This window comes from Arsenicibacter rosenii (assembly GCF_001870735.1).
Lineage (GTDB): Bacteria > Bacteroidota > Bacteroidia > Cytophagales > Spirosomataceae > Arsenicibacter > Arsenicibacter rosenii.
This window is the reverse complement of sequence record NZ_MORL01000005.1, coordinates 204,853-227,714: the sequence shown is the minus strand read 5'-3', so window position 1 is coordinate 227,714 and position 22,862 is coordinate 204,853. Positions and strand designations below refer to the sequence as shown.

Here is a 22,862-nt window from a genome sequence, read left to right as displayed (position 1 = left end):
ATTAGACAGCTGCACCTGCTAACTCTTCTGCACTTACCGGCTCCAGCTTCGGCAATAAAAAGTGTATAATAATCAACGCTACTAAATAAGCACAACTTGCGATAATAAACATAGGCAAATAGCCAAAAGCTGTAATTATTCGCCCCGATTGCTGGGCCAGCAGAATACCGCCGACCGCTCCCGACATGCCGCCGATGCCCATAACCGAGCCGACGACACTTTTCGGGAATAAATCCGAAGCAAACGTATACATGTTGGCCGACCAGCCCTGATGGGCGGCCGTCGCCAGCGAAATCAGGGCAATGGCCATGGTAAGGCTATGAGTCTGGGCCACGGTAAAAATCGGCAGTACACACAGCGCACAGATGAGCATGGTGGTTTTACGGGCCCGGTTAGCCGACCAGCCCCGATGCATGAACTGGGTACTGAGCCAGCCGAAAAAAATACTGCCCGCGTCGGATACCACATAGATGATCAGGAACGGAAGACCGAAGCTGCTCAGGTCGAGTTTCTGGTCAAGGGCATCGTTTGACTTAAAAAAGTCGGGTAGCCAGATCATGTAGAAATACCAGATCGGATCGGCCAGGAACTTACCAATCACCAAAGCCCAGGTTTGTTTATAACTCAGCAGGTTAAGCCATGAAATTTTTTCGGGAGCCTGCGGGCTGTCGTCCCGTTGCCGGATGTACGCCAGTTCGGCAGGAGAAACGGCATTGCTGTATTCGGGACGCGTGTAGGTACGCCACCACAGGATGAGCAGGAAAAAGCCCAGAATACCGGTTACGAAAAACGAACTGCGCCAGCCAAAGTGCAGAATCAGGTACGGAACCAGCAGGGCGGTCAGGATGATACCGACGTTGGTGCCGGCGTTGAACAGGCCGTTGGCAAAGGAGCGTTCGTGCTTCGGGAACCAGATAGATACCGTTTTGATCGCCGACGGAAAGTTGGCGGCTTCTCCGATACCCAATACGGTTCGGGCCAGTGCTAGTCCCGAAATAGATTGTACGAAGGTGGTCATAACGCCCGCAATACTCCATACGAGAATGCCCAGTGAAAATCCGCGCTTGGTACCGATCCGGTCGATCAGGTAGCCGATGGTCAGCAGGCCCAGCGCATACGTAAACTGGAATGCCGCCACCACATCACCATACTGAATCCGGAACCGGTCGATGGCTTCCGGCGTCAACAGGTCGTCGGGACCAAGGCCGAGCATTTCGCGCCGGAACAGCTCGTCGGTCATCGTAAACGACAAAACCTGCCGATCGATGTAGTTGATCGTGGTAGCCAGAAATAAAACGGCAACAATTCGCCAGCGATAAGTGCCGGTGGGCGCGGTATTTTGCATGAAAAAGAAGGGCAATCCTTACATCCAAAGCGGAAACCTGTACCGTTTTACTGATGGAGTGACAAGAAGAAGACGGCGTCCGGATAGGTTGGGCTACCTGGCTGATGTGGTTAAAAAGACACAGAATATGGGGTAAATCGCACAGAAACGGCGTTTTTAGCAGGCAGGCTGACGGGGTTGACAGGAGTTAGTAACGAAAACTATCCTGCCAATCCCGTCAGCCTGTCCAATCTTACAGGGTCATTACCTGTGATTTGTGAGCGGCTTCATAGATAGAGCCGTTAAGTGTTTGCAGAAATGCATCGAGCGGAATGTCTTCCTGCTTCAGGAAACCCTGCTGCGGTAAACGGCCATCGGCAACCAGTTCCACCACGGCCGCTACTGACGCGGCTGTCGTCCACGAAATCGCCCGCCACCGCCGCCCTTCGAGGGCAATCGGGTGGTAGGCATGGGCAAACTCTTCGCGTTTCAGCTGCCCGTTTTTCCAGCCTTCGACAACGGCATATACGTAGACGACATCATCCTGAACCGGCGGTTTGGCTTCGGTCAGGATTTGCTCGGCCAGTTCCCGTTTATCTTTCAGGATAAGTTCATAGAGCAGAAAGCGCATCAGCTTCGCGTGGCCGGGATAGCGGATCGTCTTGTAGTTGAGCGTGTCTAGCTGTCCTTCGTAGGTCTCACACATGGTGCCCAGGCCACCCGACGTCGAAAAGGCTTCGAACTCCATGCCATGCATATTAATCACCTCCAGCCCGTCGAGGGCACTCACCCATTTCCGGACACCGTTCTGAATGACCTCACAGTCGTTCAGGTATTCGTTGATAACACCTGCCGGTGACCACGTAAACGAATAGCCCAGGAGGCCGTTCGGGTTTTGGGGAAGGGCCCCCACACGCAGTTCGATGTCGCGCAGGCGGTCGAAACGGTTGGCTAAGTCTGCCCCGACGATACCGATATAGCCCGGCGCGAGGCCGCATTGCGGGGCCATAACCGATGTGCCGGTTTTGGCCATGTCGCGGATCGCATTGGTTGTCGGAACGTCTTCGGTAAGGTCAAAATAGTGAACACCAAGTGTATGGGCAGTCTGCGCAATCGGCAAGTTCAGGGAATAGGGCAGACAGGAAACCACAGCGTCGAATCCCTGAAGGATTTTTTCGAACGCGGTTGCATCGGAAATGTCGCCCTGAAGCGTCGGAAAGGGGAGGTTTTCGTAGGCCGGCTGGTGTTTGTCGAAGCCCGTTACCGAAAACTTGCGGCCAAGCAATACACCTACCAGAGACCCTACTTTACCCAGCCCGACAACTAATACGTTCTGGATCATAAGCTTTACTAGTTTGCAATGAATTTGGTAAGCAATATACAGATAAGCTTATAATTTATCCGGGTTTTGTCCTTAAACCGAGTATGAAGAACCGTCTGTTTATTGTATATGCACCAAAAAAGCGAGACCGGTGGGGGCTCGCTTTTTTGGTGCAACAAACAGGTGATAAATGAGATGCCTGTATGCGTTTCTACTGTTTGTACACCTTACCGTCTTTCATGACAAATTTGACCTGTTGCAGGGTTTTGATGTCTTGCAGCGGGTTGCCGTCAACGGCGATGATGTCGGCCAGCTTGCCGGTTTCGATCGCTCCGATCTGGTCTTTCATGCCCAGCACTTCGGCGTTGACAACGGTGGCGGCCTTGAGGCACTCGACCGGCGGCATACCGCCTTCAACCATGTATTCAAACTCCTTGGCGTTGTAGCCGTGCGGGTAAACCCCGGCATCGGTACCAAAGGCGATTTTTACCCCGGCTTTGTAGGCTTTCGTAAACGTTGCCTGAATTTTCGGGCCAATGGCCAATGCTTTAGGCGTCACCAGGGCCGGATAATAGCCCATGATGCGGGCCGAGTCGGCGGCGGTCCGGCCGGCGATGATGGTCGGCACGTAGTAGGTACCGTGTTTCTTAAAGAGCTCAATGGCTTCATCGTCCATCAGCGTACCATGTTCGATGGTCGTTACACCGGCGCGGATAGCCCGTTTCATACCTTCAGCACCGTGGGCGTGAGCAGCGACGCTCATGCCATAATCTTTGGCGGTTTCCACGATGGCCTTCGCTTCTTCGTCGGTAAACTGCGGGCCCTGACCGTCCTTGGCGTTGCTCAGTACCCCGCCGGTCGCGGTAATTTTAATCACATCAGCGCCCTCTTTATACCGCTGACGAACAGCCTTACGGGCTTCGTCCGGTCCGTTGATGACACCGTCGATTGGTCCCGGATCACCGGCCAGGTCGCGGCGGAACCCGTTGGTCGGGTCGGCGTGGCCGCCGGTGGTGGCAATAGATTTACCACTGGTCATGATGCGCGGGCCTTCGGCCAGCCCACGGTTAATTGCATTCCGGAGCGAGATATTAACGCCTGAACCGCCCAGATCGCGCACCGTCGTGAAACCGGCCATCAGCGTTACTTTCGCGTGTTTAGCCGCCTGAAACGCCACATCGGGTACGTTCTGCGTAAAGCGGTCGTAGGAGCCACCCCGGCGGGTTTCGCTCTCAATGTGCACGTGCATGTCGATCAGGCCAGGCAGCACGGTTTTATTCTTCAGATCAATGACTTTATCAGCGCCGCTGGCTGCGGTAAAGCCTTTCTGGATGCCGGTAATTTTGTTGCCTTCCACGACAACGGTCACGTCGCGCTGGAGGTCATTCCGGACGCCGTCGAAGAGGTTGCCGCAATGAATGAGGGTGCGCTGGGCAAACAAGGGTGTGGCAAACAGGCTTAGCCCGGTAAGAATAAGTACTGGCAGGTAACGATGTTTCATTGTTAGAGGGAATTGTTTAGGTTATTCCATGCAATTTATTGGAGGTGAACGGGATTTCAAACGGCCAGGCGTGTAGATTGGGGCAAAATCCCAAAATCCGTAATCCGATTGCCTCATGAAAACTATTACGCTCATTTTCTGCCTTGCCCTTGTTGCCTTTAGTATGGCGGCGCAATCTGTAGACCCATCAACGGCACTTGCCAACTTTCGGTTTGAGCAAATTAATTACGCCGGCCTGGACACGCCTTCAACTGATTTTATTAAAGCCATCGAGCATACATTGTACCGACGGTATAATGCTGCGGAGCCATTGTTGCGGAAAGTAGCCCGACAGATTAATCACCCATTACATACAGTCGCTCAGAGTTATCTCTTCAATGATTTTTACTTTGTGCGGGCCAAATACCGGGAGCTAGTCACTTTTGCCGACGAACTACAGGTTAAGCCACCGGAATATACCCTGGCCAGCTTATTGGCCGCCAGGCCGCAACTAACCGTTACGCTGGAGGAAGACAGCGTAACGCTCCCTGTTGGGATTCATCGAAAAAGTCGTTGTCATGTTTTTCTGACTGTAATCATCAACGGAAAGCCCCGGAAGTTTATGCTGGATACGGGCTTTACCAAATCGGCCATTACCCAACAATTAGCGGATGAGTTGCACCTGTCACCGTTGCCGGGAATTGAAGTGGTAAACGCGCTTAATCGTTCGCTGAGTGTTCCAGCCTGTTTTATCGACTCGCTGAAAATTGGCCCTTTTGACCTCCACAATTTTTTAGCTCTCCGCTTAAACAAAAGCATGCCGGGTTTAAGGGTAGACGGCGTAATTGGATGGGATATCTTACAGCAGGTTGCGTATACTATTGATTTTAAAACCAGTACGCTCACTGTCCGCCAGTCCAGACCGGACGCTACGGCCGACAAGAATCTTTTTGGTATTCTTAAACCGTTTATGGTTGTTGAAACTGACGAAGGGCAACGGCTAAATCTGTTCTATGATTCGGGGTCAAACGGTTTAGAGCTATCAAACAATGGCCTGAAAAAGCTCAATGACTATACTACCCGTCGGCGGATACGGTTTGGTTTTGCCTTAGGACAAGCCGGTCTGTTTTGGGATAAAATAGTAAAGCGCTATCGTCTTTCGGTTAGCCATTCTCTGCTTACGGCTAATAAAGTTCTGATTACAAAGCACGAAAACTTCAACATCGGCATTCGGGAAGATGGGATAATTTCTAATAAGCTGTTCAATACAGGCCGTTTAACGATTGATGCCCTGAACAATCATTTTCATTATGAGCCGAACCCTGTTCACTCCCCGACAGTAATTCCCTCTTCATCCAGATAACGGGCTATGTTGAAGGTGTGTCCGTCCATGAGCTCAATATCCATGTTCCAGTCGCGCACCTGCCAGTTGCCGGAAACGCCGTCAGGGCCTGACTCAATGACCAGAACAGCCTGAATATCAATTAATATCCAGATGATCCGTTCAACGCCAAAGCCAAGCAGCTTATTCGTTTTTTTATAGATATAGCCAAAGTTCGTCAACGCTGATACGTCGGCCTCCGTGTCGATCTCAATGACCAGCTTAGGCGGAACGTCAGGGTACTTTTTATTGATTTTATCTGCAGTCAGAATGTTCTTGTCAAAAATGGCAATGTCGTTTGACAGGTTGTTATTCTTGTCAATGTGATTGCCGATTTCATTGGAATAGACACGGTATTTTCTGGTGTCGATAAAGCGGTAGATGATTCCCAGCAGGTAGCTGATGATTTCAGCCTGTAACGAGCTACACCCCATAATGTCATCCAGCGTTTTGGTTTTGTTCAGTACGGCCTGATAATCCCGGTAATACACAGGCTTCCCGTCCATGATTTCGTAGATCAGATAATCAGGGATTTGTTCCTCCGGCAGTATACTTGGTTTGGGTGCAACAGCCATAAATGCATAAACTGGTTTAAACAAATATACATAATTTATCTGTGCCTTTCTACCTGCTAAAACGGCCCGAAGGCTTATATTTAGCCTTCTCATAACAGACTACAAGCCTGAACTAATGAAAGTCCTTTCCCTTTTAGGTGTGCTGCTGTCGGCAGGGATAGCCACGGCCCAGTCGTTTAGCGCTGATGAAGTGGCCCACTGGCAACAACAAGCTCGTCAGATTACCATTACGCGCGATACATGGGGCATCCCGCACATCTACGGCAAAACCGACGCCGATGTGGTTTTCGGTGCGTTATATACCCAGTGTGAGGACGATTTCGCGCGGGTCGAAGCCAATTACATCGACGCTATCGGCCGCATGGCGGAGGTCGACGGTGAGGGCGCGCTGTACCATGACCTCCGCGCCCGGCTTTTTATGGACAGCACCATGGCCATTGCGCAATACCAGAAAAGTCCGGCATGGATGAAAAAGCTCCTGAATGCCTTTGCCGACGGAGCCAATTATTACCTCCATACCCATCCACAGGTGAAACCCCGGCTACTGACACGCTTTAAACCGTGGATGCCGCTGATGTTCAGTGAAGGCAGTATCGGCGGCAACATCAGCGCGGTCTCAACCGATCGGTTAAAGGCCTTTTACGAAAACCGTAAAACGTCGCAGGCTGATGATTTCGAGAGCCACTACGAGCGGGAGTCGGTCGGGTCGAATGGTTTTGCCATTGCACCGTCGAAAAGCGCGACCAAAAATGCCCTGCTGCTGATTAACCCGCATACGTCATTTTATTTCCGTTCCGAATTACAGATGGTCAGTAAAGAAGGCCTGAATGCATACGGTGCCGTGACATGGGGGCAGTTTTTTATCTATCAGGGCTTTAACCAGAACTGCGGCTGGATGCATACGTCGAGCTACGCCGATGTGATGGATGAGTTTCTGGAAACGATTGAGAAAAAAGACGGGAAACTGGTCTATAAATACGGCGAAGAATGGCGGCCGGTAACGGTCGAAAAAGTGTTGTTACCCTATAAACTGGGCAAAGGGGTTGAACAGCGCGAGTTCACGATCTACCGTACCCATCATGGGCCGGTTGTTGGTGAGAAGGATGGCAAGTGGATTGCGTTGAGCATGATGAACGACGGCCTGAACGCCTTGATGCAGTCATATCTGCGGACAAAAGCCAAAGATTATGCGGGCTACAAAAAGGTCATGAAGCTCAACGGCAATGCCTCAAACAACACGGTGTTTGCCGACCGGAAGGGGAACATTGCCTACTGGCACGGCAATTTCATGCCGAAGCGTGATCCGAAATTCGACTGGGAGCAGCCCGTTGACGGCAGCAATCCTGAAACCGACTGGAAGGGCTTGCATGCGGTTGAGGAGATTGTACAGGTAAAAAATCCGGCGACGGGCTGGATTCAGAACTGTAATTCAACGCCGTTTACGATGTCGGGTAGCAGCAGTCCGCAAAAAGATAAATTTCCGGCTTATATGGCTCCCGATGCCGAAAACTACCGGGGGATCAACGCCGCCCGGGTGCTGGCTGGTAAGCCGGTGTATACGCTGGACTCACTCATTGCCGCCGCCAACGATCCGCATCTGGCTGCCTTCGATGCGCTGATTCCGGCATTGCTGAAAGCCTACGAAAACGTAACGGATTTATCGGGCAAGCAGGCTGCTGATGTCCGGAAGGCCATTGAGGTGCTGCGGGCGTGGGATAAAAACTACGGCGTGAACTCAGTCGGTACCGCACTGGCCATTGTCTGGGGCGAAAAAATGCAGCGGATGGCCCGCCCGCGCGCCACAGCCGGGCAGCGGCTCGATAATCTGGGCATGACGGATCTGGTGGTTAATAATACGTCGGCAAAGGAAAAGATGCAGACGCTGGCAGAGGTGGTCGACGAATTTGAGCGCGACTTCGGCAAGTGGAACGTAGCCTGGGGCGAGATGAACCGCTTCCAGCGCCTGACGGGTCAGATTCAGGAGACATACGATGATACAAAACCGAGTATTGCTGTCGGTTTTACGCCATCGGCCTGGGGTTCTCTGGCGGCATTCGGGGCGCGGTCATATCCAAACACGAAAAAGCGCTACGGGTACGTAGGCAACAGCTTCGTTGCCGTGGTTGAATTCGGCAGGAAGGTAAAAGCGAGGGCCGTGGTCACGGGTGGTTCGAACAGCAATCCTAAATCGCCGCATTTCACCGATCAGGCTAGTCTGTACAGCCAGGGCCGTTTCCGCGATGTGTGGTTCTATCCCGAAGACATTCAGCAACACGTCGAAAAAACATACCACCCCGGCGAATAATTCATCTCACCCGTACGGGCGACCCCACGTGGTCGCCCTTTTTTCTGCCCACGTGGTCGCCCTTTTTCTACCTAGGAATGCTTACCGCACAGGGGCTTATTTCTTGACGATTACGCCATCAGCAACAAATGTCAGCGCCTTTTCCGGCTCCGTGATTTTTTCGATCTCAGCTTTGCTCTTACCCGCGTCTTCGGCATAGTGACGCAGTTCGGCAACCGGTGTCGTTGTCGTCTGGGCTACCCCTTCGAATACTACTTGTTTACCGGCAATGTCTTTAGGAACAAAAAAGCCGTAATCTTTGAACGTAACGCGCATAGTTTTGCCGTCAGCCGTTTTTACGGTCATCCAGCAACCTTTTACCTTGCAGACCTGATCGACAGTACCTTCCACTTTGGTCGTCAGTTCTTTTTTCTCGCCCATTTTCGTTGCCAGCTCTGTGGCAGGAATGGCGCCGTTGTCCGTAATTTTTTTACCGTGGTAGCTCTGTGCTTTAGCCGTCAGTGTAATGCCAAGGGCCAATACCAGTACAAGAATGTGTTTCATTGTGTGTCAGAAGTTTTCGTAAGGTAAATATACAAGCTATGTTCCAAAAAAACACAGGTGCTTTATCATACGTGAACGTTGCCCTTCACGCTGCCGGAATTATTATTTCCACTCCATAACGCTCAGTACGTGCGGGCAGAAAGCATACTCTTCCGGCTGGTTGGAGCCAATGAGCAGCAAGCGGTCGGCGCCGAGCTGCTGTACCTCGTCCAGATACCAGTTGGCCCCCTGCCGGTCGAGGTTAGCGGTTGGCTCGTCCAGAATCACCATCGGTGCATCAGAGAAAAAGGCCAGCCCCAGTTTTACCCGCTGTTTCATACCCGACGAAAAATATTTGATTTCCTTGTTGCGGGCATGGCTCAGAAACATCCGCTCCATCACTTCACCGGTGGCCATACCGGCTTTAAATGGCTTAAATGTCTGGTGGAAGGTCAGTAACTCCTGCAAGGTTAATTCCTCGATCAGTTCAAGATAAGGGGCTGCTATGTTAACTTGCCGAAACCAGTCGTCGGGTAAAAGTGTTTTATCGCCGAGGCGATAGGCTAATTTCCCTTCAGTGGCAGGCATTACGCCCGAAATTAACTGAAGAAACGTGGACTTACCACTTCCGTTGGGACCAACAAACGTGTAACTTGTTCCTGCGGTTAATGTCAGGTTAACGTGTCGGAATATCCATTCGCGACGATATTTTTTGCCGATGTCTTCGGCTGTAACGGTCAGCATACCGCAAAATTAAGCTAACTTGCTTGTACCTCATGCTTTTTGATAACCATAATCGCCCGATAACCTATTTGCGGCTGGCCGTTACCGACCGCTGCAACCTGCGTTGCTTTTACTGCATGCCGGAAGAAGGCATCCGCTATCTTCCGAAAAAACAACTGCTTACATTTGAAGAAATGGAGCGGCTGGTCGGGATATTGGCCGGTTTGGGGGTTAATAAAGTCCGGATTACGGGCGGTGAGCCCTTTGTGCGCAACGGGCTGATGGCGTTTATGCGGGCGTTGTCGGCTATTGACGGCCTGACGGAACTGGCTATGACCACCAACGGCGTACTGACTGCGCCGCACGTGTCAGAACTGGTCGGACTGGGTCTGAAATCGGTCAATCTGAGTATTGATACACTGGATCGTCAGCGCTTTCACCAGATCACCCGCCGTGATGAACTGCCAGCCGTACTACGTACACTGGATGAACTGCTGGCGCATAACATTGAGGTAAAAATCAATGCGGTGGTGATGGAAGGGCAGAACATCGAAGACATTCCGTTACTGGCCGAACTAACCCGTGATCAGCCCGTGGCAGTGCGGTTCATCGAAGAAATGCCGTTCAACGGAGAGGGGACACACTATCCGGTCCTGAACTGGACACACCGCCGGATTCTGACGGAGTTGAAATCGTTTTACCCGGATCTGCATAAACTGACAGACGGGCCTTTCTCCACGTCGAATGATTATCAGATACCGGGCTACCAGGGTACTGTCGGGATCATTGCAGCCTTTAGCCGTACGTTCTGCGGAAGCTGCAACCGTATCCGTATGACTGCGCAGGGCGTGTTGAAAACCTGCCTCTACGACAGTGGTGTCCTGAACGTCCGTGACCTGATGCGCTCAGGCGCGACGGATGCAGATTTGGTGGAGGCGTTTAAGCAGGCCTTTGCCAGCCGCCCGGCCAATGGTTTCGAAGCGGAGCAGAACCGTGCCCCCGTCTCCGAATCAATGGCGACGATCGGGGGTTAACGCTCCGGCCCGATTAAATCCCACAAATTTCCGTATAAATCAGCAAAGACTGCTACCGTGCCATAGACCTCGGTAACGGGCTGGCGAACGATGGTGATGCCATGATCAAGCAGATTCTGATAGTCACGGGTAAAGTCATCGGTGTGCAGAAACAGAAAGACACGGCCACCGGTCTGGTTGCCCACGCGCGACTGTTGCTCCTCATTGGCGGCTTTGGCCAGCAGAATGCCGCTGCCGGTTGTGCCCGGCGGAGCAATAACCACCCAGCGTTTGGTCTCGCTCAGAACGGTGTCTTCCCGCAGCGTGAAGTGTAGTTTTTGGGTATAGAATGCAATGGCTTCATCGTAATCAGTGACTACGAGCGCAACATACGCAATGTTTTGCTGCATGGTTTATTCGCTTAACACGTAGATCGCCGCGGTATTACGGCCCAGCCCATCATAATCCAGTCCGTAACCAACCACAAATTTATTCTCGATCTCAAAACCAACGTATTGCAGCTCAACCGGCTGTTTCAGGGCATCGGGTTTGTGCAGAAGCGTAGCAATGGCGAGTGACGCCGGTTCCCCGGCAAGCAGCTGTTTGCGTATATCATTGATGGTAAGACCGGTATCGACAATATCTTCCACCACAATCACATCGCGGTGTTTTACCGGTTCGGTCAGGCCCAGAATTTGTTTTACTGCGCCGGTTGAGCTGGTTTGCTGATAGGAAGACACCCGGACAAAGGCAATTTCGCAGGGAATCGTCAGTTTTTTGAGCAGATCTGCCGCAAACAGTACGGATCCGTTCAGGATACCAATAACCAGTGGCTGTTTGTCTGCATAGTCTTCATTAATCTGCTGAGCCAGCTGTGTGATGCGGTTCTGAATGGCTTCGGCCGGAATAAACGGCACAAACGACTTATCTTTGATCGTTATCTTTTCTGTAGGCATGAGCAAAGGTACGGCGGGCGGGCATGGTAAGGCAACTTTTTCGTAAATTTTATGAACGGTAAACTGATCGCCGGCTTTGTACGTTAATGGAAAGGTCGCACATAAAAAGATGTGGCAACCGTTATAGGTAAGGCGCAGAGAACGTTCAGCAGCGTAGCTAAATGACAAAGAAAATGAAGCAGTTCAGTTTGACGGTTTTATTAATCGTATTGGGCTATATGGCTCAGGCACAGTTATATGATCCGTCGGCTTTTGATAAAAAATACGATGGATTATTGAAGCACCCCGGTGTGCAGCTGGAATCGGCCGAAGCCATTAACCAGTTGTATAACTATAAATTTTATGAAGCCGATAAGGAATTCCGGTGGCTGAAGGTCCGGTACCCGAAACATCCGATGCCCTACTTTCTGATGGGCCTCGCTGAGTGGTGGAAAATAGTACCCAACACCGACATTGAAGATTACGATGACCGGTGTCTGGCGTATATGGACAGCACAATTACCCTGGCAGAAAAACTGTATGATGACAGCGACAATAAAGTAGAGCCTTCGTTTTTCCTCGCTGCCGCTTATGCCTTCAAAGGACGTCTGTATTCAGAGCGGAAGAAATGGGCGAAGGCTACGCTGGCCGGTAAAAATGCTCTGAAATATTTTGAGAAGTGCAAGGGCAACGGCGATATCAGCCCTGAACTGCTCTTTGGCGACGGGTTGTATAACTATTATGCCCAGTGGATTCCGCAAAACTATCCGTTGCTGAAACCAATCCTGATGTTTTTCCCGAAAGGCGATAAAAACGCGGGTATTCAGCAACTGGAAAAGACGGCGAACAACGCCTTTTATACCCGCACAGAGGCACGTTATTTCCTGCTGCAGATTTACAGCATGGAAAATCAGTATGACAAGGCCTATGATCTGGCAAAGTACATGACTGAGCAATATCCTGAAAATCCTTTTTTTGAGCGGTATTTTGCCCGTTCGGCGTTTGTCCGCGGGCGGTTGAATGAGGCCGAGGTGATCTCAAAACGGATTCTGGAAAAAATTGCCAGGAGCCAGGCCGGGTATGAGGCCGTCAGTGGCCGGACAGCAGCCTATATTCTGGCCTACATAAATCATAATTTTTACCGGAATACGGCGGTCGCTAAACAGTATTACCAACAATCCATTGATTTTGCAAAGCAGATCAAGGCCACCAACGCAGGGTATTACTGGTCGTCGCTGACCGGACTGGCGAAGATTGCTACCGATGAAAAAAATTATGATCAGGCGACAGCGTACTACAAGGAAGTGCTCGATTCGGCCGATAAGAAATCAAGTCAGTATGAGGAAGCAAAGAAGGCGCTGAAAGACAGTAAAAAGTCGCGCAGGGATGAGCGGCGGAAACGTCGGGATTAAACACGAAAAAGGGCCATTTACAGCAAATGGCCCTTTTTCATAAGCTATATACAGATCAAGGAATCGGCATTACCTTACTTTCCTTGAAGGTCGATAAAATCACCATGGTTTGTGTGCTGGCCACTTCTTCGATCTCATTGATTACTTCCAGCATCAGCTTCTGATACGAGTTGATGTCTTTTGAAATAACCTTCAGCAGGAAATCACCCGAGCCGGTAATGTGGTGGCACTCGATAATTTCAGGGATTTCGTTAACCCGCTGTACAAACGAATCGGTCACCATTTTTTTGTGGCCTACCAGGGTTACCATCACAAATGTAGTCACGCCCAGCCCCACTTTTTCGCGGTCGAGTTGTGCGTGGTAGCTTTGGATGATACCGGAGGTTTCCAGCTTTTTAACCCGTTCCAGGGTCGGGGCCGGCGAAAGGCCGATTTCCTTTGATAGTTGAGCGTTGGTTATCTTGGCGTTTGATTGCAGAATATCCAGAACCTTGCGGTCGATTTGGTCTAACTTTGAGCTTGACATAGTCTTCGTTGTACGCTAAGGTAAGTAGTTTAGCACGTCTTTTACAAAACTACACCTTTCCAAAAAAAATTTTAAATTTTTGGGTTTTTTTACTATTTTTTGAATAGAAATTTAGATTTACCCAAATATTGCGCGACAAAATTAAGCGAAAACATTTAGATGCCAAAATGTCATTCTCAACGTTTTTTCGACTGATTATGACTGATTTGCCGTTGTCGGGTACATTTAAACGTTTGATCATCAACGGCCGATGTGGCCCGGTGTTTAGTCTTACGGCCTTGTACGCGGGCTCGCCACATGCGCCACGACGATGGTTTCATTTCGCGTCGCATCAGGTCAATGACTTCCTGTTCGGCCAGGCCAAACTGTGCCTCAATGGCGTCAAAGGGTGTCCGGTCCTCCCAGGCCATTTCAATAATCCGGTCGATCTCGTCGTCAGTCAGGAGGGTAGTCTGCTGTGTTTTCATGGAGACTAAACCATTGGCCGCAGGGTAAGGTTTAGCGAAATAAAACGTTCAGGAAGCAGAGTATGAAAATGCGTAAGAAGTCAGACTTGCCGGTGAAGGTATGTCCTGTTTGTCAACGTCCTTTTAGCTGGCGGAAAAAGTGGGAACGGGACTGGGAGCAGGTAATCTATTGCAGTGATCGTTGCCGGCGGGAAGGCAAAAAGTAATTAATCCCGTACTTTTGTAGCCTAATTCGCTTTTTTCATGTTTCGGGCAACTGTTTTTTTTGTTTGTTTCTCAACACTTCTTCTTGCGATCGGGTGTCATTCGCGCCGGGCACCAGTGGTTGTAAAAACACCGCCGGCTGCTACCAAACCCGTAGCCAAAAAGCCGCCGGTGACGCCGCCCCGGTCAGCTTCGTCGGTAGCTGCAACCAGGCCCAGGCCGCCTGTTGATACCGTTGCCTACGAAATGCCGGATATGTCGGTGCCCGCCTCGCCGAAACGGGAGTTCAGAGCGGTATGGATCGCTACGGTACAAAACATTGACTGGCCCAGTAAAAAAGGACTGCCTACTTCACAGCAGCAGCAGGAAATGATTTCGATTCTGGATATGCACCGGCAGGCAGGCCTGAATGCCGTTATCATGCAGGTGCGGGCCGCCGCCGACGCATTCTATGCCGAAGGACCAGAACCGTGGTCGGAGTGGCTGACCGGTAAGCAGGGGAAAGCTCCCGATCCGTTTTATGACCCGATGGAGTTCATCATTGACCAGGCACATAGCCGTGGCATGGAGTTTCACGCGTGGCTGAACCTCGACCGGGGAACGTTCGGTAAAACCGCCAGCCTTGCCAGCGACCATATCAGCTACCGGAAACCGGAATGGTTTATTACCTATGGCGACCGGAAGCTGTTTAACTTAGGTTTGCCGGAAGTCCGTACGTATGTGGCCGGTATTGTAGCGAATATCGTGCGGAACTACGATGTAGACGGTATCCATTTCGACGATTATTTTTATCCGTATGCCATTGCCGGTCAGACCATTAAGGATGATGCAGCTTACCGGAAATATTACAACGGAATGGGTAAGGAAGACTGGCGCCGGAGCAATGTTGATAAACTGGTACTGGAGCTGCGCGACTCCGTAAAAGCCGTAAACCCTTACTGTAAGTTCGGGATCAGCCCGTTCGGTATCTGGAAAAACGTGAAGAGTGATCCCGATGGTTCGGCAACTACCGGCGGTCAGGCGTATTATGAGCTGTATGCCGATACCCGTAAATGGGTACGTCAGGGGTGGGTCGATTACATTGTGCCGCAGGTTTATTTCACCACCGAATTCAGCCGCGCGCCGTATAAAGTGCTGGTCGACTGGTGGGCAAAAAACAGCATTGGCCGTCACCTGTACATTGGCCATGGGGCTTACCGGCTCGGCAATACCCGCGAACGTGACCCGGCCTGGATGGATCCGGCACAGATGCCGTCTCAGATCAGATACCTGCGCAACAGCGCGCTGGCGGCAGCGCGCGGACCGGTTCACGGCAGTATTTATTTTAGCTCGAAATCGCTGACCACCAACCGTATGGGTGTGCGGGATTCGCTTCAGACCAGCCTGTATAAATACCCGGCGCTGGTGCCGCCAATGACCTGGATCGACAGTATTCCGCCGCTGCCGGTACGTGACCTGAAAGCCGCACGGACCGATCAGGGTGTTGAACTATACTGGCAATCGCCGGACGAGGCGAGAGACGGCGACCTGGCAAGTTATTATGTCGTTTACCGCTTTGAAGGCCGTTACCGGCAATACCGCACAGATAATCCGGAACGTATTCTGTCTATCTGCCCCGGCGAAGACAATACCCGGTTCATTGATCGTACGGCCGATCCGAAAAAGAAATATACCTACATTGTGACTGCCTTTGACCGGTTGCACAACGAAAGCAGGGAAATTCAGGTCTGGATTAACTAATCCGTTACCTTTTCCATCACCTCTTCGATAGGTCGGGCGGCCGGGAAAAAGCTGACCAGACGCATCAGGATACCCTCGACAACGGCGTCGGGGCAGGAAGCACCGCAGGTTAACAACACGGTTACCTGCTCCTGTTCCGGGATAAAGGCTTCCGTCACTATCTCCTGTTTGGTGTGCAGGTCGTAATGGCGGATCAGGTCGGCCGATAACATTTTCTGGTCTGATTCGATAAAGTAGGTTGGAAGCTTCGCCTCGCAGAGTTCGACAATGTGCGAGGTATTCGAACTGTTATAACCGCCTGCTACGATAGCAAAATCAGCCGGATAACCGAGCAGGGCATAGGTCGCATCCTGATTATCGTTGGTGGCATAACACAAGGTATCCCGGGTATTGGCAAAATGCTCGTCGACAGTATCCGGCGTTAGCTGGTAGGTATCTATCATAACCCCTTTCAGATAGTCGGCAATGCCCTGAGTATCCGAGGCGAGCATGGTTGTCTGGTTTACTACGCCGATACGCTTTAAATCGGCTGACGGATCAAATCCTTCAGAATACTGACCTGCAAAGTCGGTGTAAAACTGTTGGGCAGGTAAAGCACCGGTGATAAACTTTGCCAGATGCTGCGCCTGTTTCATGTCTTTGACCACCACTGTCGGGGCGGCTTCCTTACTGTGCGAAAACGTAGCCCGCGTTTCTTCGTGGCTTGGTTTTCCGTGGACAACCACAGAATATTGCTTATTGCCGATCTGGCTGGCTTTATTCCACACTTTTTCCACAAACGGGCAGGTCGTGTCGTATTTTTCGATATCCAGACCGATGGCCTGCAGGCGGGCATAGGTTTCCAGCGTAGTCCCGAATGCCGGAATGATCACAACGTCATCGGCCGTAAGCTCCTCCCAGGGGATCAACTGTTTGCCATGGGTATCCATCAGAAAGCGCACTCCCCGGCTAATCAGGTCGGCGTTGACGTCGGGGTTATGAATCATTTCACTCAGCAGAAAAAGTCGGCGGCCTTCATTCTCGGCAATGGCCCTATAGGCAATTTCGACCGCATTTTCAACGCCGTAGCAAAAACCAAAGTGGCGGGCAATCAGTACCCGTACCGGTCCGAAATCTAATTCGGTCGGCGTGAAATCACGTTTCAGCTTATCACGTTTCCGGCGGAATTCCTTGATTGGAGTAATAACGGCACTACGGTAATGCCTGGGAATGTTGAAAGACTTCATGACGATGCTGAATGGATCCTGCGCTTACGCTCTATGCAGGCCTTGACAAATAACCTGCTTCATTATAAACAGAGAGATAAAACGCTTTGTTCACTGCAAAACTACGATAACCCGTTTGAACTTCAAGACGCTTACCAATGGCAAGAAAACTACTGAAATATAAAAACTACGACGTTCACGCCATTACAACCGTAACCGGCGCCGGTACGCCCGACGCACGTTATAACGCCAACATTGCCACATGGGTGATGCAGACGGCCATGGGCGGCACTCACCTGACCGTGGCCCTGTATAAAATTGATTATACCATTACCCTCGTGCAGCAAAGCGGTATACTCAACGTCAATCTGCTGGCTGACGATCAGACAGGTCTCATCGGCCGGCTCGGCCGCAAAAGCGGTCGTGATCAGGATAAGTTTAGCCGGTTGCCGTATGCGCTGGATACCCGCGGTTGCCCTTTCCTGACAGACGCCATTGGCTATGCACAATGTCAGGTGATCGGGCAGATCGATTCCGGCGACCATGTACTGTTCGTATGTGAAGTGATCGGTCAGGTAGTACTTAACCCCGATAAAACGGTGCTGACAAACAATTTCCTGCGCGAAAAAGGGCTGGTCCGGGGGTAGTTAATCGACGTAGTCCTGATCCAGACAGTGCAGAATGTCGTCCAGATACTCCCGTGAATTGGCCAGACGGGGAACCTTATGCTGTCCGCCTAACTTCCCGCGTTGTCCCATCCAGTTGTAAAACGTGCCGCGCGGGACAGCATGAATGATTGGTGCCTGCAGCACCATGTCGTTGTATCGTTTCGCGTCGTAATCGGAGTTGACGAGGCGTAGGGTCTCGTCAAGAATATGGTTGAAATACGACTGGTCGGCGGGTGGCTGCGAAAACTCAATAATCCATTCGTGCCGGCCGTTTTGGTTACCACCCATATAAACAGGCCCCGCCGTGTAGTCGGCGATGACTGCCCCGGTCGCCTCACAGGCTTTGGTTATCGCCGCCTCGGCATTTTCGACAATGACTTCCTCCCCGAATGCATTGATAAAGTGCTTGGTACGGCCGCTGACTTTGAGCCGGTGCGGATACAGAGAGGTAAACCGGACCGTATCGCCAACCCGGTAACGCCATAACCCGCCGTTGGTCGAAATAACCAGCGCATAGTTTTTATGGAGTTCGACTTCTTCAATCGTCAGCGCTTTCGGGAACGGGCTGTCGGCTTCTTCCATCGGAACAAACTCGTAGAAAATGCCGTAGTCGAGCATGACCAGCATCTCACCGATCCGCCGGACATCATCCTGAATCGCGAAAAAGCCTTCGGAGGCGTTATAAACCTCAAGGTATTTAATATCTCCTGACGGGAAGACGTGTTGCGTAAACAGTTCGCGATACGGCTGGAAATTGACTGCCCCATGAATAAAGACCTCAAAATTAGGCCATACGTCCAGAATATTGGATTTGCCGGTATTGGCCAGGATCTTATCGAGCAGCACGAGGGTCCAGGTTGGTACGCCCAGAATACTCGTCACGTTTTCGCGAGCCGTTACTTCGGCCATCCGTTCAATTTTCGACTCCCACTCGCTCATGAGCGCGACATCGATTGTTGGTGTGCGGATGTATTGCGCCCACGAGGGGAGGTTTTTCATCACTACGGCCGAGACGTCACCTGCCGCACCGCTTTTGCTGAACGGATTTTCGTGCAGACTTCCCCCAATAGAGAGTCCTTTGCCTTCAAACGTTTTGCTGTCGGGGCGGTTGGCGACATAAAGTGCCATCATGTCTTTGCCCCCTTTGAAATGACAATCGTCCAGCGATTCCTGCGAAACGGGAATAAACTTACTGCGGGCATTGGTCGTCCCCGACGATTTAGAGAACCAGTGAATAGGAGAGGGCCAGAGGAGGTTGTTCTCGCCTTTCATGGTTCGTTCAATATACGGGTACAGGTCTTCGTAAGAGGATACCGGCACCTGTGTCTGAAAATCCTTAACGGAGCGGATGCTGCCATAGTGGTGCAGCTTTCCCCAGTGCGTGCGCCGGCCACGGCGGATGAGCTGGTTAAAAACCTGCTGCTGCACCTCACCAGGGTGCTTCATCATCGACTCGATGCGGGGCAACCGACGTTCAAGAAGCCATTTAAGCGTAGTGTTCAGCAGTGTCATAAGCTACAATCCTTTTGCACGATCCGGATAATCCGTAATGATACCGTCGACGCCCCAACCTTTCAGCTTTTGCATCTCGCCGGCGTTATTTACCGTCCAGGGAATCACTTTCATCCCTTTCTGATGAATACGATTCACCTTTTCCTGACCCAAAAGTCGGAAATATGGACTATAAATATCGGGTATAAATCCTAAATCTTTTAAATGGGTATCCACACTTTTCAAATCTGCTACCAGGGCAGCAAGTTTGATTTTCGGATACTTACCGGCGTCAATCTGTTGTTTCCAGTGTTTTAAAACCGCGAAATCAAAACTTTGTATGGTAATCCGGTCCGGCGATATGTGTTCTTTAATTATGGCCAGCACCAGGTCAGAAAAAGCCGCAGGTGCCGGCTGGGATATGCCATACTGATCCGGCTCACTTTTAATTTCAATATTATAACCGAATTCCGGAAGATTATTGGTTTTCCGGTATGCTTCCATCGAGTCGAATACTTCCTTTAGCAATGGCTTATAAGCAGCCTGCTTTTGCTGTTCCGGATAGTTAACATTTCCCCGAAGCCCGACATCATACCGTTTGACATCGTTATAATCCATCCGGTATATGTTGAGCTCCTTCTGGTTTTGGCGCGAAACGGGCGTACCGTCAGGAGCCGTTGTAATGTCGGCGTTGAAATAGGGTTCGTGTGAGACAACGACCTGCTGGTCATTGCTGATCACGACATCTAACTCAAGCGTGGTGACGCCCAGATCTAATGCTTTCCGGAAGGCAGGAATCGTATTCTCGGGCATTAGCCCCCGACAGCCCCGATGCCCCTGTATGTCAAGTACCTTTGTGGTTGTTTGCCCCATAACATGCAGTACCGGTATGAACAGTGAAAGAAAGAAAATACAGCGCATAGGCAGATGTTAACAGCATGAAACTCCTTGCATAACACAAATTGCCGGACCCCTGTTGCAGACGCTTATGAAGTTTCTGTGAATTGCTGAAGCAAGTTAATTCACAGAAAGTTGCATTCGGGGTGATAAAGACTATTTTTTATTAAATAAAGAATATTTTACTTGCGGCCCGATTCCCTTAGCTTTATGAACAATCTGAAAGCCATTGGTAGCAGTGTACTGGCACTGACTATTGTTTTGGCACTTAACCGCCCCTGGGGGGCTATTCCCGCCTTTGGTCCTCTCCTAAGCCCGTTTACAGGCTTCTGGCAAAATGCCGAATCAGTTGCCACGACTGATCTGGAATTTACCATTAAAGGCACTCGGCAGCCGGTCACTGTTTTATTTGACGATATAGGCGTACCGCATGTATTTGCCCAAAATGACTATGATGCCTATTTCGCGCAGGGGTTTGTGACAGCGCGGGACCGCCTCTGGCAGATGGAGTTTCAGACGCATGCCGCTGCCGGCCGTATTTCGGAAATCGTCGGCGAACGGGCGCTCGAACTCGACCGTTTCAACCGGCGGATGGGCATGGGTTTCGGTGCCGAAAAAGCCGTAAAAGCGATGCTGGCCGATCCGAAAACCAAAGAGATTGTAGAGGCATACACCGCAGGCATTAACGCTTGGATTGAGCAGCTGAGCCCCGGAAAGTACCCGATCGAGTATAAACTGCTGGGCTATGCACCTGAGCCATGGACACCGATCAAATGTGCTTATCTCCTGAAACAGATGACGAGTACGCTGGCGATGGGAGCCGATGACCTCAGGATGACCAACCTGCTGAAAAAATACGGCGCCGGTGTGGTTGCCGATTTATTCCCCGATTACCCGACCCGCGAAGATCCGATTATTCCGTCGGGTACCAAATGGGACTTTACCCCGTTGCCGGTTCCGGCTACGCCCAAAGACTCTGTGATGCAACAGCGCCTGTTAGGCATGGCCGCTCCGGCATTCAACGCCGGATTGATTCGCCACGATCCATCCGTTGGCAGCAATAACTGGGCGGTTGGTGCTGAAAAATCAGCGACCGGTTACCCGATTCTGGCCAATGATCCGCATCTGACCCTGAGCCTGCCGTCGATATGGTATCAGATTCAGATTGTTACGCCGACGCTGAACGTATATGGAGCGTCGCTGCCAGGTGCGCCGGGGGTAATCATCGGCTTCAACAAGAACGTTGCCTGGGGGGTAACGAATGTAGGAGCCGATGTGCTGGATTTTTATACCATTCAGTTTAAAGACGATCAGCATTCGGCCTATCTGCACGACAGGCAGTGGAAACAGACTACCCGCCGCATCGAACGTATCAAAGTAAAAGGGAAGCCCGATGTGGTCGACACGGTATACTACACGCATCATGGCCCCGTCGTATATATGGGTGCGCAAAAGCCGTTCCGGCCGAATATTCCGGTGGGGCACGCGGCCCGCTGGATTGCCCATGAAGCCGCTAATGACTTACTGTGTTTCTACCAGCTTAACCGTGCAACCAACTACGATGATTATGTAAAGGCGTTGGCCCATTATGCGGCACCTGCCCAGAATTTTGTTTTTGCCGACAACAGCAGGAATATCGCCATTTCGCCCAACGGCCGTTTCCCGTTGAAGTGGAAAGATCAGGGCAAGTTTTTGCTCGACGGAACAAGTCCGGCCTATGACTGGCAGGGCTGGATTCCGGCCGAGCAGAACCCACGGGTTAAAAATCCGCCCCGTGGGTTCGTCAGTTCTGCTAATCAGTTTTCGACCGATCCGACCTATCCCTATTACCTGAACTGGCAGTTTGCGCCGGCAGAACGCGGCCGGCGTATCAACCAGCGGCTGGCAGCCATGAAGGGCGCAACGGCCGATAGTCTGCGTGGTCTGCAAAATGATAACCTGAACCTGCGGGCGGTCGATGCCTTGCCGGTATGGATGCCGCTCGTCGACGTAAAACGGCTGAGTGGTCTGCAAACGAAGGCACTGGGAGTGATGAACGCCTGGAACCGCTACAACGATGCCGATGCCGTCGGGGCCAGTATTTTCACCGTATGGTATGAGCAGTTGATGGAGGCCGTCTGGAAAGATGAATTTGATGCCGGTGATACGCTGCCTATGCGTTATCCTGGTTTTGACCGCACGCTGACACTCATGCAGCGTGATCCGCAATCCCGCTGGTTCGACAACACGAAAACGCCGCAGCGCGAAACAATAGCTGATATCGTAACGCAGTCCTTTCAGGCCGCCTGTGACTCGTTGCAGAGAAAACACGGCGAATTGGGTACTGGCTGGGCGTGGAGCAAGCATAAAAATACGTCTGTCAGGCACCTGCTGCCAGGCATGGATGCCTTCAGTGCTATTGGGGTTCAGAACGGGGGAGGGGCTACCGTGGTCAATGCGACCTCCGAAAAACACGGACCTTCGTGGCGGATGGTGGTGGCGCTTGGCCCATCGCCGAAAGCATACGGCGTGTATCCGGGCGGGCAGTCAGGGAATCCGGGCAGTCCGCTGTACCAGAACATGATCCAGACATGGGCAGATGGTAAACTGAACGAGTTGCTTTATTTTCAGCAAGTTACCGGGAAGCATCCTCGCCTGGCCTATAAGTTAGTGCTACAACAACGATAGATTCAT

At 51.3% G+C, this 22,862-nt stretch carries 21 protein-coding genes; 8 read left to right on the top strand and 13 right to left on the bottom strand.

The features are described from left to right. Position 1 precedes the first annotated feature (1 nt). The 3 genes from BLX24_RS12065 to BLX24_RS12055 form a co-directional block, all read right to left on the bottom strand. Positions 2-1,345 carry an MFS transporter gene (locus tag BLX24_RS12065; protein ID WP_071503396.1) on the bottom strand — a complete coding sequence of 448 codons (1,344 nt, stop codon included), beginning with the start codon at positions 1,343-1,345 and terminating at the stop codon, positions 2-4. Positions 1,346-1,577: 232 nt separating this feature from the next. Continuing rightward, the gene (locus tag BLX24_RS12060; RefSeq protein ID WP_071503575.1) at positions 1,578-2,663 is read right to left on the bottom strand and encodes a saccharopine dehydrogenase family protein; all 1,086 of its coding nucleotides are present in this window, start codon (positions 2,661-2,663) and stop codon (positions 1,578-1,580) included. A gap of 193 nt (positions 2,664-2,856) precedes the next feature. Further along, positions 2,857-4,146, bottom strand: coding sequence for a metal-dependent hydrolase family protein (locus tag BLX24_RS12055; protein WP_071503395.1), 1,290 nt, complete (start codon positions 4,144-4,146; stop codon positions 2,857-2,859). Positions 4,147-4,261: 115 nt separating this feature from the next. Here BLX24_RS12055 and BLX24_RS12050 point away from each other — a divergent pair, with 115 nt between their 5' ends. Then, positions 4,262-5,488: a retropepsin-like aspartic protease gene (locus tag BLX24_RS12050; protein ID WP_071503394.1), complete on the top strand. Its 1,227-nt coding sequence runs from the start codon at positions 4,262-4,264 to the stop codon at positions 5,486-5,488. On the opposite strand, the gene BLX24_RS12045 is transcribed toward BLX24_RS12050, so the two are convergent. Beyond that, positions 5,452-6,081 (bottom strand): hypothetical protein, encoded by a 630-nt coding sequence (locus BLX24_RS12045; protein WP_071503393.1) that lies wholly within the window; start codon positions 6,079-6,081, stop codon positions 5,452-5,454. The genes BLX24_RS12050 and BLX24_RS12045 overlap by 37 nt on opposite strands. A 115-nt stretch (positions 6,082-6,196) precedes the next feature. Here BLX24_RS12045 and BLX24_RS12040 point away from each other — a divergent pair, with 115 nt between their 5' ends. Further along, positions 6,197-8,386, top strand: coding sequence for a penicillin acylase family protein (locus BLX24_RS12040; protein WP_071503392.1), 2,190 nt, complete (start codon positions 6,197-6,199; stop codon positions 8,384-8,386). Positions 8,387-8,482: 96 nt separating this feature from the next. Here BLX24_RS12040 and BLX24_RS12035 read toward each other — a convergent pair whose 3' ends face one another. After that, entirely contained in the window at positions 8,483-8,929 is a 447-nt protein-coding gene (locus BLX24_RS12035) for a DUF4920 domain-containing protein (protein WP_071503391.1), read from the bottom strand. A 102-nt stretch (positions 8,930-9,031) separates the two neighbouring features. Continuing rightward, the gene (locus BLX24_RS12030) at positions 9,032-9,652 is read right to left on the bottom strand and encodes an ABC transporter ATP-binding protein (RefSeq protein ID WP_071503390.1); all 621 of its coding nucleotides are present in this window, start codon (positions 9,650-9,652) and stop codon (positions 9,032-9,034) included. Between the two features lie 32 nt (positions 9,653-9,684). Between BLX24_RS12030 and moaA the strand changes: the two genes are divergently transcribed. Continuing rightward, on the top strand, positions 9,685-10,665 hold the full coding sequence (gene moaA, locus BLX24_RS12025) for a GTP 3',8-cyclase MoaA (RefSeq protein ID WP_071503389.1): 981 nt from the start codon (positions 9,685-9,687) through the stop codon (positions 10,663-10,665). Here the strand turns inward: moaA and BLX24_RS12020 are convergent. Continuing rightward, positions 10,662-11,054 (bottom strand): VOC family protein, encoded by a 393-nt coding sequence (locus tag BLX24_RS12020; RefSeq protein WP_071503388.1) that lies wholly within the window; start codon positions 11,052-11,054, stop codon positions 10,662-10,664. The two genes, moaA and BLX24_RS12020, sit on opposite strands and share 4 nt — an antisense overlap. A gap of 3 nt (positions 11,055-11,057) precedes the next feature. Continuing rightward, a complete protein-coding gene (gene hpt, locus BLX24_RS12015; protein WP_071503574.1) occupies positions 11,058-11,600 on the bottom strand; it encodes a hypoxanthine phosphoribosyltransferase in 543 nt (180 codons plus the stop codon). 173 nt (positions 11,601-11,773) lie between these two features. Between hpt and BLX24_RS12010 the strand changes: the two genes are divergently transcribed. After that, positions 11,774-12,991: a tetratricopeptide repeat protein gene (locus tag BLX24_RS12010; RefSeq protein WP_071503573.1), complete on the top strand. Its 1,218-nt coding sequence runs from the start codon at positions 11,774-11,776 to the stop codon at positions 12,989-12,991. Between the two features lie 55 nt (positions 12,992-13,046). On the opposite strand, the gene BLX24_RS12005 is transcribed toward BLX24_RS12010, so the two are convergent. After that, positions 13,047-13,517, bottom strand: a complete 471-nt coding sequence (locus BLX24_RS12005; RefSeq protein ID WP_071503387.1) for an Lrp/AsnC family transcriptional regulator — start codon at positions 13,515-13,517, stop codon at positions 13,047-13,049. 176 nt (positions 13,518-13,693) lie between these two features. After that, positions 13,694-13,984: a TIGR03643 family protein gene (locus BLX24_RS12000; RefSeq protein ID WP_071503386.1), complete on the bottom strand. Its 291-nt coding sequence runs from the start codon at positions 13,982-13,984 to the stop codon at positions 13,694-13,696. A 62-nt stretch (positions 13,985-14,046) separates the two neighbouring features. On the opposite strand from BLX24_RS12000, the gene BLX24_RS31680 reads away from it, so the two are divergent. Together BLX24_RS31680 and BLX24_RS11995 are read left to right on the top strand one after the other, a co-directional pair. Continuing rightward, on the top strand, positions 14,047-14,190 hold the full coding sequence (locus BLX24_RS31680; protein ID WP_218160690.1) for a DUF2256 domain-containing protein: 144 nt from the start codon (positions 14,047-14,049) through the stop codon (positions 14,188-14,190). 115 nt (positions 14,191-14,305) lie between these two features. Next, positions 14,306-15,928, top strand: a complete 1,623-nt coding sequence (locus BLX24_RS11995; RefSeq protein WP_374755003.1) for a glycoside hydrolase family 10-like protein — start codon at positions 14,306-14,308, stop codon at positions 15,926-15,928. Here BLX24_RS11995 and BLX24_RS11990 read toward each other — a convergent pair. Continuing rightward, positions 15,925-17,154 carry a 4-hydroxy-3-methylbut-2-enyl diphosphate reductase gene (locus BLX24_RS11990; protein WP_071503384.1) on the bottom strand — a complete coding sequence of 410 codons (1,230 nt, stop codon included), beginning with the start codon at positions 17,152-17,154 and terminating at the stop codon, positions 15,925-15,927. The genes BLX24_RS11995 and BLX24_RS11990 overlap by 4 nt on opposite strands. A gap of 137 nt (positions 17,155-17,291) precedes the next feature. Here BLX24_RS11990 and BLX24_RS11985 point away from each other — a divergent pair, with 137 nt between their 5' ends. Next, positions 17,292-17,780 (top strand): flavin reductase family protein, encoded by a 489-nt coding sequence (locus tag BLX24_RS11985; RefSeq protein WP_071503383.1) that lies wholly within the window; start codon positions 17,292-17,294, stop codon positions 17,778-17,780. On the opposite strand, the gene BLX24_RS11980 is transcribed toward BLX24_RS11985, so the two are convergent. Together BLX24_RS11980 and BLX24_RS11975 are read right to left on the bottom strand one after the other, a co-directional pair. Beyond that, the gene (locus tag BLX24_RS11980) at positions 17,781-19,313 is read right to left on the bottom strand and encodes a GH3 auxin-responsive promoter family protein (protein ID WP_071503382.1); all 1,533 of its coding nucleotides are present in this window, start codon (positions 19,311-19,313) and stop codon (positions 17,781-17,783) included. It lies immediately after the preceding gene. 3 nt (positions 19,314-19,316) lie between these two features. Then, positions 19,317-20,165, bottom strand: coding sequence for a glycerophosphodiester phosphodiesterase family protein (locus BLX24_RS11975; protein ID WP_071503572.1), 849 nt, complete (start codon positions 20,163-20,165; stop codon positions 19,317-19,319). Positions 20,166-20,399: 234 nt separating this feature from the next. On the opposite strand from BLX24_RS11975, the gene BLX24_RS11970 reads away from it, so the two are divergent. Next, positions 20,400-22,856, top strand: a complete 2,457-nt coding sequence (locus tag BLX24_RS11970) for a penicillin acylase family protein (protein WP_071503381.1) — start codon at positions 20,400-20,402, stop codon at positions 22,854-22,856. The last annotated feature ends 6 nt before the right edge of the window (positions 22,857-22,862 follow it).